11 protein-coding genes are annotated in these 12,701 nt (G+C 35.3%); 9 read left to right on the top strand and 2 right to left on the bottom strand.

From position 1 onward, the window contains the following. Positions 1–91 precede the first annotated feature (91 nt). From IEV85_RS08090 to IEV85_RS08070, 5 genes are all read left to right on the top strand, one after another. Complete coding sequence (locus IEV85_RS08090; RefSeq protein ID WP_188462075.1) at positions 92–415, top strand: hypothetical protein; 324 nt, start codon at positions 92–94, stop codon at positions 413–415. A 4-nt stretch (positions 416–419) separates the two neighbouring features. Then, on the top strand, positions 420–962 hold the full coding sequence (locus IEV85_RS08085) for a hypothetical protein (protein WP_188462074.1): 543 nt from the start codon (positions 420–422) through the stop codon (positions 960–962). 59 nt (positions 963–1,021) lie between these two features. After that, positions 1,022–1,570, top strand: coding sequence for an REP-associated tyrosine transposase (locus tag IEV85_RS08080; protein WP_188462073.1), 549 nt, complete (start codon positions 1,022–1,024; stop codon positions 1,568–1,570). Positions 1,571–1,681: 111 nt separating this feature from the next. Beyond that, on the top strand, positions 1,682–2,422 hold the full coding sequence (gene ybiA / locus IEV85_RS08075) for a riboflavin biosynthesis intermediates N-glycosidase (protein ID WP_229712535.1): 741 nt from the start codon (positions 1,682–1,684) through the stop codon (positions 2,420–2,422). 560 nt (positions 2,423–2,982) lie between these two features. Then, on the top strand, positions 2,983–4,986 hold the full coding sequence (locus IEV85_RS08070; protein ID WP_188462071.1) for a tetratricopeptide repeat protein: 2,004 nt from the start codon (positions 2,983–2,985) through the stop codon (positions 4,984–4,986). Positions 4,987–5,549: 563 nt separating this feature from the next. Here the strand turns inward: IEV85_RS08070 and IEV85_RS08065 are convergent. Continuing rightward, positions 5,550–7,571, bottom strand: coding sequence for a transporter substrate-binding domain-containing protein (locus tag IEV85_RS08065; protein ID WP_188462069.1), 2,022 nt, complete (start codon positions 7,569–7,571; stop codon positions 5,550–5,552). Positions 7,572–7,782: 211 nt separating this feature from the next. Between IEV85_RS08065 and IEV85_RS08060 the strand changes: the two genes are divergently transcribed. The 4 genes from IEV85_RS08060 (at position 7,783) to cysM (ending at position 11,443) form a co-directional block, all read left to right on the top strand. Next, positions 7,783–8,616 carry an ion transporter gene (locus IEV85_RS08060; RefSeq protein ID WP_188462067.1) on the top strand — a complete coding sequence of 278 codons (834 nt, stop codon included), beginning with the start codon at positions 7,783–7,785 and terminating at the stop codon, positions 8,614–8,616. Between the two features lie 97 nt (positions 8,617–8,713). Further along, positions 8,714–9,736, top strand: a complete 1,023-nt coding sequence (locus IEV85_RS08055; protein ID WP_188462065.1) for a pirin family protein — start codon at positions 8,714–8,716, stop codon at positions 9,734–9,736. 12 nt (positions 9,737–9,748) lie between these two features. Next, the gene (gene epsC / locus IEV85_RS08050; protein WP_188462063.1) at positions 9,749–10,561 is read left to right on the top strand and encodes a serine O-acetyltransferase EpsC; all 813 of its coding nucleotides are present in this window, start codon (positions 9,749–9,751) and stop codon (positions 10,559–10,561) included. A 3-nt stretch (positions 10,562–10,564) separates the two neighbouring features. Continuing rightward, entirely contained in the window at positions 10,565–11,443 is an 879-nt protein-coding gene (cysM, locus tag IEV85_RS08045) for a cysteine synthase CysM (protein WP_188462061.1), read from the top strand. 130 nt (positions 11,444–11,573) lie between these two features. On the opposite strand, the gene IEV85_RS08040 is transcribed toward cysM, so the two are convergent. Next, the gene (locus IEV85_RS08040; protein WP_188462059.1) at positions 11,574–12,308 is read right to left on the bottom strand and encodes a hypothetical protein; all 735 of its coding nucleotides are present in this window, start codon (positions 12,306–12,308) and stop codon (positions 11,574–11,576) included. Positions 12,309–12,701: the final 393 nt, after the last annotated feature.

The raw sequence follows: 12,701 nt of genomic DNA, 5'->3' as shown, positions 1-12,701 counted from the left end.
CAGTGCAATTGACTATAGTGGTGGAAAAGGTGTTTTAGCTATTGATTATGTTAATTAACAGAAATGAAATTGGTAGATATTTATGGTTTAAATGGTATGGTCACACGCGGCACGCGTGCGCCAGCGGGGGGGGGTTGAAAAACCATATCCTAAAGGTCCTGATAATAAGTATTTAGAACTAGAATCAGGAGATTTTCGATGGACACCTGGTAATCAGAATTTTTATAAAAAAGTAGATGGAGAGTGGGTTAAGCATACTTGGCATCATCATCAAAATGGTAAAACTATTTTTCCATTAGATTCAAGAATACATAGTACTAGTGAGCCTGGTAGTTCTGGGTTTCCGCATCCAGGTGGAGACACCTTAATAGAAGAAGGCTTGAAAGAAATTTTTGAATCACCAATATTTGATTAAGTATATGATGAATGGTTTAAATCTATTAAAGAGTCGTTCTCTAAAAGAGAAGCTCGATTTTCTTGCAATTGAAGAGAGTTACGATATTTTAATTCCTCCAATATTAAAAGTGTTTTTCGATTCATTCGAATGGGATAATACTTTGGTTGACGGAAAAGAATTTTATTATTATCCGGAATTAGTAGGAGGAGAAGTTGCTTTTCCTTTTGTAAGTGGTATTGAAGAAAATTTGAAGTCAACAGTTAATTCTTCTGATGAAGAAATCATAGATCGAAAATTAATACTGATAGCAACCAATAGGTATGGGTTTTATGTAGGAACTTTGGATGATGAGCAAGATAAAATCCTGACAAAGACAAAATCAACTGAAGGTGGCTTTAAAGTCGTAGCTGATAACATATTTGAATTCCTAAGAGGAATCACGGATAATTTGTCAGATTCAGCAGATACAGAAGAAGAATATCGTCAATTTATGATTTCACTAGGTTATGAGGATGATGACTTGGAAGATGAAATAGATGACTGGAAAAACTACAAAGGAATTTAAGAACTCCGCTAGCGCACGCGTGCCGCGTGTGTCTGGTAGAAAAAGTAAAATGAATAGAAATGAGCAGAAAATATAAATTTCATAATAAAGAAGGCCTGTATTTCATAAGTTTTGCCACAGTCTACTGGATAGATATTATGGTAAGGGAACAGTATTTTTCTATCATAATTGATAGCCTGAATTATTGTAGAAAAAATAAAGGATTAGAAATTTATTGTTATTGTATCATGCCAAGTCATATACATTTGATTATAAGAGCTAAGGATAATAATCCTGAAATAGTATTAGGCAGGTTTAAAGAATTTACTTCAAAACAACTACAAGCTTCTATTAAAGAAAATGTTCAGGAAAGCAGAAAAGAATGGTTGCTTTGGATGTTTGAAAGAGCAGGTTCTAAAAGTAGTAATGTAAAAGGAAGTCAATTATGGCAACATAATAACAAGCCGATAGAATTGTACAGCAATGAGGTAATTGATCAGAAGGTAGATTACATCCATCAAAATCCTGTTTTCTCAGGTTTTGTAAACGAGACTTATCATTGGAGATATAGCAGTTCAATTGACTATAGTGGTGGAAAAGGAGTTTTAGCTATTGATTATGTAAATTAACAGAAATGAAATTGGTAGATATTTATGGTTTAAATGGTATGGTCACACGCGGCACGCGTGCGCCAGCGGGGAGGACGTTAGTAGTAATGGTCAAAAATACGTTAAAATGGTTTGGGAAGAGATAATTTAAAAGAAATGAAAAATTGGACATTGAAAGATTTTGAAGAGGAGTTAAGGAGGAGTGAAGAAAAAAATAAAAGTATTTCTTTAGAGCAAGACGATGCACTAGTGAGAAAAGCGAGGTTTATGGAGGCTCGTAATACTTATGAGAGGATTAGCGAAGTTGAGCGAGAACAATCGTTTTTCAAATTTAGAAATTTTGTTGGTCTCAATGAAAAATTCACTTTTTTTTGGATCACTAGATCCCCATTTTCTCAATGGTTTAAATGTAATTTCACAACTAATTTTATAAACATTAAAGAGCCTAAAAATTCGATTGATAATGCTAATCATTGTTTTACTTCAGCGGAGCAATATATGATGTATAGTAAAGCAATGTTATTTTTAGATAGAGATATAGCCTCCAAAATATTAAAAACTAATGATGTCAAGAAAATTAAACGTTTAGGAAGAGAGGTTAAATTTTTTGAAGAAGTAGTTTGGGAATTTAATAGGGTTAAGATAATCTATGAAGGAAATAAAGCTAAGTTCACACAAAATGAAGATTTAAAAAAAGAGTTATTTTCTACAAAAGGAACAACATTAGTAGAAGCTGCTCCCAACGACAATATTTGGGGAATTGGTCTTGCTGAAGATGATCATAGATCAAGAATGCGAAAAACTTGGTTAGGTAAAAACCTCTTAGGAGAAATACTTACCCAATTGCGGTTTGATCTAATGGGAGAATATTAAGCTCTTACTACTCTAGGTAGCGCACTTGTAAGTCTAGTAAATAATTAAATGAGTAGAAAACATTAAAGTCATTGAATCAAATAACCGGCAAGAAAAACAACCAAAATATTAATTGAAGTAACATAATATGAAAAAAACTTTACTGATATTCTTTATTATACTGACTACATTGGCTCCGCTGTTGGCATTTTCCGGCAGTATAGGAGCAGACAGTGTAACTATCAAAATAACAATACAACAGCCATTTCAATTGCTAAGCATGCTTCTCTTCCTGTGCTTGCCAATGCTGTATTGAACAAAAAAACCGAGTACTCCTCACCAGATTCCACCACCTCTTCCCCAATAACTAATGACCAACTACTAGTTTCCCAATCAACCAATCCCCAATTACTAGTTCCTACCCCCCTAATTACTAATCAACCAATGACCAATTCCTAATTAACCATTTCCTAATGACCATTTCTCCAATTCTTATTTAATTTCCATGTCAGTTTAGCCCTCTGATTACATTTTTTTGATCACAATAGCACCGATAATTTTATTTATTTTGCGAAGGATTTATGAACAAGAATCAGAAATACCTGCTTTTATTCTCCCTCCTGCTCACTTTAATGTTATTAAATACATTAAGCGTTTCGGCTATTGAGGTAAATACAGACTGGTTCCTTCAGCTTAAAAACGAAATTGAAAAAAAAGATGCAGAAAAGCTGCTTCAGGAAACAGAAGTGAGCCTTTACGATGCCAAAGACCTTCAACGCAACGATCTCATTACCAGGTTTCTCAAGGAACTGGCTTTCATTCACATTTACAAGACCAAAGACCTGGAAAGTGCAATGGAACTCCTGATGGAAGCGCTGAAACTGGATGAGGGTTCAAAAGACAAAAACAACCTGATTTATACCTACTTTGGCATTGCTTTAATATTTGAGGAAGTAGACGACTACTTCAATAGTGCTCAATTTCTGGAGCAGGCAATACGACTTAACAGAGAAGGGCAATCCGAAGATTTACAGATATTGCTCAAGCAAAAATTAGGAGAAGTTTACACTAAAATGGAAGAGCATGAGAAGGCTTTTGTGCTTTATCAGGATATATTAAATTATGCTCAGGATGTAAGATACCCTGAACTGGAAGCAAAAACCTGGATGAAAATAGCCAGGCTAGAGCAACTACAACAAAAATATGATGCGGCCTTAAAATCATTAATCAATGCGCTTACCATTCAAAGAAGAATTAAGGACCTGGAAAACGAGGCGCGCTCGCTTCAATCAATAGGTGAAATATATGCCTCTTTGGGCAATACACAGCGCGCTTTAGAAAATTTTAAAGTAGCCTTAGGCTTGTGGGACGAAATTTCTCCTAATGAAATGGGGCTCGCCACTACCTATAATTCTGTTGCCAGCTTATACCTTTCTGAAAAACTACCAGAAAATGCTTTAGCTAATTTGAAGCTGGCACTCAGAAATGCTCAAAAGTCGCAGCACCAGCCTCTAATTATGTCTACTTATCAGCTCCTAAGCAAAGCATATAAGGCAATGGGGGATTATCAACAGGCATTTGAGGCACAGGAAATCTATGTGGCGCTTGATGATTTCATCCAAAAAGAGAAAGAGGATCGCTCTATTTTAAAGATGCAAAACAGGTACCTGATCAACCAAAAGCAAAGCACTATTGATGAACTGGAATTTAACAGAATCCAACGTGAGTTTGAGCTGGAAGAAGAAACCCGTTCGAAGAATTTTATAATGATATTGTTTGGTTTTGCTGTAATTGTACTATTGCTAATCCTGGCTTTTCTCTTCAACCAGAAAAGAAACAATAGAAAACTGGCAGCGGCCAACGCACAGGTAGCCTCACAAAACAAAGAGTTACAGGAAGCCAATGCCACCAAAGATAAATTCTTCTCCATTATAGGTCACGATTTAAAAGGGCCTCTCAATTCTTTAACTTCTTTCTCCAGCCTGCTGATGCACCATACTGAGAGTTTAAGCAAGGAGGAAATTCAGATGCTGGCAACAGATTTAGATAAATCACTTAAAAACCTATTCGCACTGCTGGAAAACCTTTTGGAATGGTCCCGTTCGCAGACAGGTAATATTGAATTTAAAGCAGAATTGTTTGATTTAACAGAAACACTGCATAAAAATGTGGGATTACTCAGTCAGCAAGCTGAAAATAAAAAAATAAAGATTCAGGTAACCAATATTGAACCCATTCCTGTAAAAGCACATGAAAATTCTGTCAATACCGTTATCAGAAACCTGCTTTCTAATGCTATTAAATTTACTCCTGAAGGAGGGAAAATTAAGTTAGGTATTACAGAAAAAGACGAGTTTTGGGTGGTTAATATTGCTGATAGTGGAGTGGGTATGCCTGAATCGGTAGTAGATAAAATTTTCAGAATAGATACCAAGCACAGCACGCAGGGTACAGCAAAAGAAAAAGGTACAGGGCTTGGCTTAATTCTGTGTAAAGAGTTTGTGGAGAAAAATGGGGGACAAATTTCTGTAAAAAGTAAAGAAGGCAAGGGCTCCTTATTCTCTTTTACTTTACCTAAGACTTAAGTAGAGCCTATTAGGCATTTACAAGAGAATCAACAATAAATACCTGAAAATCAGCAGCAAATGATTAGCCATTGTGTAGGGTGCTCATGATAAATACTACACTGTTCAATAGCCAAATAATGTTTGTTAAAACCGAGCGGGCTGGTCGACAAAAAGGCGGGGAGTGCGTTGAATTGTAGCGTGGGAGCATCTTTTTGTCTTGATTTTTTGCATCTTTTTGATCAAGCAAAAAGATAAAGAATAAAATTTTGTTTAAAATAGCTTAAAGTGTAATTAAGACCTCGATTTTTATTAAAATTTCTCTTTTTTGAGGTTTTATACTTAGTTTTAAAGTTTAAGAAACACTTATTAAGGTCAGTATATCTAGTTTTTGAGTTCAATTTCATTTTCCATGAGTAGCCTGTGTAATCTAATTTTAGATCTCATATAATTTCAGAATGAGTCAATTTTAACAGAGAGGCTTTGTTTTTTTAAAAAAGCTCATTAGAAAGCTATTTAGGTTCCGATCCATACTGATCATATATTTCCTAGCAAGCAGGTGAAAGTTTAAGAATGATTAGCAATCAATTATAAATTAAAGGTCCCAGCTGCTTTACTGGCAACAAAGCCTCTATTACAGTACCCTGATTTGGGAGGCTATTTCTGAGCTTAAGTTCACCTCCTAACCTATTCATCACCTTTTTGGAGATGTAGAGTCCCATTCCTATATTGACATCCATCCGTTTACCTTTAAAGAAAACATCAAATACCTTATCATGAATCTCTTCAGGAATTCCCACGCCATCATCTTCAAATAAAAGCTGATAGAACTGATCACTCTTTTTACTTACTGTAATCGTAAATGAAGTATCGTAATAGCTATTATGTTCAAACGCATTTTCTACCAAATGGAAAATCAGCTTTTTTAGCAACGCTTTATCAGTACTTATAAAATTAGAGGGTAGGTTTATTTGAACCTTCACCTTTGCCATTTTAATATCCTTACCCTTGTTAAAAAAAATAGATTCCAGTAGTTCACAAATAAGTTCTTTTAAATCGAATGTTGTAATCCGGATTTCATTGTTTAAAATGAAGCTTACTTCTTTAAAATCGTTGAAGATATGCTCCAGTTTTTGGGTGCTTTGCTCCACTAAAGTAAAATATTGTAATATATCATTATTAGTAGCGGTCATTTTTCCTATGCTGGCTAAACCTAATATATTGGCTATAGGCCCTCGAACATCATGCGAGGTTTTATACATAAAATTTGCCAACTCTGCGTTCATATCTTTAAGACTAAGGTTAGATTGTTTCAGTGGTGTTACGTCCAGCATAAACTGAAGGAAACCTATAGGCTTTCTATTATCATTAAACAGAATTGAGGTACTGCACTCCATCCATACTTTTCTTTGAGATTTGGTAATAAATTCTATCTCGCTGTCCAGAAAGTTAAATTCGCAGTTCAACAAGGCAGTCTTTAACTTTAAATCGCTGCTAGCAAAATCCGCTTCCATTAGCTCTGTAATTGTGGTATCGATCAATTCTCCATCAGAGTATTCCAATAGAGAATGAAATAACTTAGGGGCCTTTATAATCTTATGATTAAGGTTTTGCTCAATAATCATAACCGATGAAAATGACTCCACCTTTCTCCTTAGAAATTCACTCTCTCCCAACTCTTTTTCTTTTCCTCTTCTGCTTTCTACCTCCTGCTTTATTCGTAAGGTTTTCTTACGCACTTGCCTTTTCAGCATCAAAATGTATGATAAAACGAGCGCCAGGCCCGCTAAAATTAATGCCAGGCTTAATATAAAATATTGCTTGTATTGTACCCACCAACTTTTTTCAGGCAATAGCCACTTTTGATAAATTCGGTCATACTCGCCTGAGGCCTTCACTAATCGCAAGCCCCAATTCAAAGAATCTAGCAAAGCAGAATCTTTTTTGTTAACTACAAAAGAGTATTCGGAAATGAAAACAGGATCGCTTGAAGATTGGATTTCATCAATATCTGACAAATTCATTTTGTAGTTAGTGCTCATATAGGAAGTGATGGCACAATCTGCTTCACCTGCAATAACTGCTTCAATTGCTTCAAATTCTGAAGAGTACCTTTTAATATTTGCAGTATCAAGAAAGGCCAACTGAAGAAAATAATCATCCACAATAGTATATTCCTGAATAGCCACTCTTTTACCAGCCAGAGTAAATAAATCCTCTATTGGTATTTTGTCCGACCTGGAAAATATTGAGTAATAAACCAGGCTTATAGGTTGGGAGAAAGATACCACGCTTCCCCTTTCAGCAGATTTGAAATAAGCAGCAACATTTACAATTCCCGTCTGTTCAAGTGCTTTTCTCGTATTCTTCCAACTATCAGGAAGAATTACTACCTCCTTCCCCAGCTCGGCACTTATTGCCCTGATCAGCTCTACATTAAATCCTGCAGCATTGCCATCCTCATCCACAAATTCGTAAGGTTCATAACTTGAATCAATGCCATAAATGATAGTATCCGGAGAGTTCACAATCTCCCCATTACTCCTAATTTGAGCGGAGCTTTTGAAACAATAAATTAAAAGAATACCAATAATTAATTTTTTCAAAGTTGCGAGGATTTAGAAACATTATGTCAATATAATTAAATTTAATCTTAAATCCTTATAACAAAAATAAGATAGACTAATTTCATTCAACATTTATTCTACCTGTAAAAAGTGGAATACCATTTTCTAATACGTAAATTTATAGTTTAATGGAGTGTTAGAGCTGATTATAGCCATAGCTTTAACCAAAGAATTAAGAAGATTTTAAACAATGGCAAATAATTATACTGATATACCTGACAGATCCGCACATTGGAAGCTAAAGGCCTATAAAATAATTTTTGAAGCTGATACCTTTTGGGGTAAATTTTTTGATGTAGGCCTACTTATAGCTATTTTCTTTAGTGTTTTAGCAGTAATATTAGAGACAGTTGTTGCAATTAGAAGTGAATACGGAAGGGTTTTTCTTATTTTAGAAATCACTTTCACCATTATCTTTCTTATAGAATACATTATGAGAATAATTGTGGTGGAAAAGCCACTAACATATATCAAAAGCTTTTTTGGCATTGTGGATTTGATTTCAATACTACCTTCAATAATCGGTTTTTTCCTTGTGGGAGCTCATTCTTTCATGATAGTGAGAAGCCTGAGGTTACTGAGGGTTTTCCGAATATTTAAACTTACGCATTACCTGGGAGAGGCTTCTCACCTTTCCAGAGCATTAATTGCAAGTAAAAACAAGATCATTATATTTATGGGTACTGTAGTTATTCTGGTATCTATCTTAGGTGCTGTAATGTACCTTGTGGAACCTCCGGAAAGCGGCTTTACTAATATACCGAAAGGGATTTATTGGGCCATTGTTACTTTAACTACAGTAGGTTATGGAGATATTGCTCCTATTACTCCTTTAGGTCAGTCAATTGCCTCTTTTGTGATGATTTTAGGATATGGAATAATTGCTGTTCCTACAGGAATAGTCACTTCTGAAATGAATCAGCAAAGAATAAAAGAAACTAATAAACCTTGCCCCAATTGTGGTATTAAGCAGCATTTGGAAGAGGCAAGGTATTGCCATTTTTGTGGTGAAGAAATGACTTAGATATGATATTTACTCATTCATATTTTCAGAAACTAAACCTATGTAATTTTTAAAAAAATGGCATTAACATTTTCTTCAAAATAATCGTTGTAGCTACATGGAAAATTCAATAATAAAAAATATCAATAAACTGGGGTCTCCCTGGCAAACGCAGGACCCATTTCTATTCTGTGTTCACCATGAAGATTTCTTTCCTAAAGGAAATAAGCACCTGGGGCCTGATCCTTCAGAATTAAAAGGAAGAATGATTGGACAGGATTTTAATCCAAATGGTAGCTGGCGAATGTACCATGGCTCAAGAGTGCCTGGCTTTCCAGCACATCCACACAGAGGGTTTGAAACAGTAACCGTTGTGAGAAAAGGTTTGGTAGATCATTCTGATTCTTTGGGCGCTGCCGGGAGATTCGGCAATGGTGATGTGCAATGGATGACTGCAGGAAAAGGAGTTCAACATTCTGAAATGTTTCCTTTGCTGAAAGAAAATGAGGAAAACCCATTAGAATTATTTCAAATTTGGCTCAATCTGCCAAGAAAAAGTAAAAACGTGGAGCCTCATTTTGCTATGTTATGGAGTGAAAACATTCCTATACATACCCATACGGACGATAAAGGTAATAAAACCTCTATTGAGGTGATAGCAGGAGATATTGGAGATTCCAAAGCTCCTGAACCGGCCCCTGATTCATGGGCTAAAGACCCTGAAAATGAAGTAGCTATCTGGCACATAAAAATGGAGCCTAATGCCACCTGGGAAATACCTGCTTCTAAATCGGAAGTAAACAGGAATCTTTATTTCTTTAAAGGGGAAAATTTACAAATCAATACCACGGAATTACCGTTATACCACGGAGCTGATTTAATTTCTACCGGCAAAGCCGTTATTCAAAATGGTAATGCTGAAAGTCATTTGTTATTATTACAGGGTAAACCAATTAATGAGCCTGTAGTGCAACATGGACCTTTTGTAGTAAATTATCCTGCTGAAATACGAGAAACCATTTTAGAGTTTCAAAAAAATGAATTTGGTGGATGGCCATGGCCAAGTCATGAGCATACTCATGCCAAAGAGAGAGGCAGGTTTGCAATCCACGCAGATGGACGTGAGGAAGTAAAAGACTGATTAAATTAATTTATGCAAGAATTATTTTTAAAGCAATTATTGGCAGAGCACAAAAATGCAATGGACTGCCCTTCTCCTGAAAAAATCACTTCTTTTTATGAGGCTTTACTTAGCTTTATTTTTCCTGACTATGGGAATGAGAAAATCAGTGATGGAGAGCAATTGCAGGAAAAATATGATTCTTTGCAAAATGAATGGAGAGCAATTTTGAATCAACGCTGTAAGCGCATGCAGCATCCTGAAGAAGCAAAAGCTTCCGATCTGTTTCAGGCTTTAGAAAAAATTAAGCAACAACTGGAAAAAGATGTGGACGCCATGTATGAAGGAGATCCTGCTGCAAAAAGCAGAGTAGAAGTAATTAAAACTTATTTAGGATTTAAAGCTATTGCAGCGCACAGAATTGCTCACCATATCTATCAAAATGGATTTCATTTGATAGCAAGGTTTATATCAGAATATGCTCATGGCAAAACCGGGATTGACATTCATCCGGGTGCTAAAATAGGCTCTTACTTTTGCATAGACCATGGTACAGGCATAGTTGTAGGTGAAACAACAGTAATTGGCGACTATGTAAAAATTTACCAGGGAGTTACTCTCGGTGCAACCAGCGTTAAAAAAGAAGATGCTACCACTAAAAGGCACCCTACTATTGGTAACCACGTGGTAATTTATGCCAATGCTACGATATTAGGAGGCAATACAGCGATTGGTGACAATTGTATTATTGGTGGCAACAGCTGGATTACGAAAAGTGTAGCTGCCAATACTAAGTTGTATTATGACTCTAAAAATAAACATCTCCAGGAGAATTCAATAAAGTAAATTATGTTTCTAGAAGATTTAGTGGGCAACACGCCTATCGTTGAATTAAAAAACATTCCTGTTAATAAAAATGTGAAAATTTATTGCAAACTGGAAGGGCAGAACCCTGGAGGCAGCGTGAAAGATCGGGCTGCTTTGGGTATGATTGGTGCTGCCTTAGAGCGCGGTGAAATAAAGGCAGGAGACAAATTGGTAGAAGCAACCAGTGGAAATACTGGCATAGCACTGGCAATGATTGCCAAATTGAAAGGTTTACACATGACCTTAATTATGCCTGAAAATTCTACAGCTGAGCGCATTCAAACCATGGAAGCTTATGGCGCCAAAGTAATCTTAACCAAAGCGGAAGGTACAATCGAATATAGCAGAACTGTGGCTGAAGAGATGGCTGCTACAGGAGAATATTTTATGCTAAACCAATTTGGTAATCCTGACAATTACATGATGCATTATAAAACTACCGGCCCTGAAATTTGGAAAGACACAGAAGGTAAGATAACACATTTTGTATCTGCTATGGGTACAACAGGCACTATAATGGGGGTTTCCAGGTATTTAAAAGAACAAAATCCAAATATTCAAATTGTGGGTACACAGCCCACAGATGGTTCTAAAATACCCGGAATCAGAAGGTGGTCCCCCGAATTTTTACCCAAAATTTTTGAACCGGAAAGAGTTGATCAAACTATAGATGTAAGTGAAGAAAATGCCAAACATATGACACAGAGATTGGCAAAAGAAGAAGGTATTTTAGCCGGAATGAGTAGCGGAGGAGCCCTTGTTGCCGCTTTGGAAGTAGCCAAAAATATTGAGTCGGGATTGATAGTATGTATTACCTGCGATCGTGGAGATCGTTATCTAAGCTCAGATCTTTTTCAATAACTTCTTATAAAATATAGCTCAGGCTTCTCTTCTAGCTTGGATTCTAAGTTAAGTAGCATTCAGCATTTTAAGCTGAATACTTTAAGTTATTGATCTAATAAAACAATATTAGTATAAAAGTCTATTACTTTTAACTTCTAATATTTGATCTAAATCTATTTTCAGAAAACTCTTTGGTCCATTTAGTTAAAAAAGCCGCAGGTGTATCATCTGGATTAATTCCAAGTTTTTTTGATTCATCATCTTTCTTATTATGCCAGCTCATTTGGAGATCATGTAGTTCCTCAGTTGAGAAGTTATCTGCTAATAGATGCTTGAGATAACTTGTCTTAACCTCACTTATAGGACATTCTAATTTTTTAGCTAATAACTTTAGGCTGATCTCTCTATCATTACTAGACTTACCTACATTCTGTAGATAAGTCCCTATTTTATCTAATTTCTCATGCATTGGTGAATATTCAATTATATCTCTATTTACAAGTTCTTCTTCTAAAGCTAGAAGTGATATATGACTGGTAACCTGTTTGTTTCTATATTTTTCTTTTAAAGTTTCATCTGATAAATATTTAAACTTTTCTTTTGAATGGGCAAATTCGACCATCTTTTTCTTTATATCTTGCCTTGAGTGTCGCTCTACTTTTATTTTATCGATTTTCTTCAAAGCAGTTTTAACTAGCTTTGAGTTCGCAATTTTCTGAATTACTAGTCCGATTAAATACCCCCAAAACATTCCGCTAATAATTCCTACAAACAACCAGTTTCCAATATCCTTACCATCCGATATCACTAAACCAAAAATCATTCCGATCATTCCAAAAATTATTCCGCTGGTCTTAGCCAATTTATTGTGATCAGTTTTCATATTTCATTAGATAATTTCATTTCTTCTTTACAATTTAATAAAATTTATAAATATTTTGAAGCCTTTCTCTTGATTAAGGGGTTATATTTATTCTACAAAGTAATGGAGTCCATTTCCATAACTTTATAAATACTGTTTTCCAGAAAACTAATTAGTAACCCATTTCAAACACCATCTAGCTCAGACTTCTCACCTGAATTTTTTTATAATTAGCTTCCCAGTCTTACGATTGAAATATTAAACTTTTCACATAATGGTATTGGTGTTATATCGTTTATTCTACATCTATGTATTTTCATACTTTGTTGCTTGAATGAATGCAGCTTTTGCTTAACATGTGCAAATACCTGTCGTAACTATTTGTATAAGGTTTATATAGATAAAAATAAAACG

Origin of the sequence: Marivirga lumbricoides (assembly GCF_014636295.1) — a bacterium.
GTDB classification, from domain to species: Bacteria; Bacteroidota; Bacteroidia; order Cytophagales; family Cyclobacteriaceae; genus Marivirga; species Marivirga lumbricoides.
Note: the sequence above shows the minus strand (reverse complement) of the source record. Positions and strands in the feature narration are given on the sequence as shown.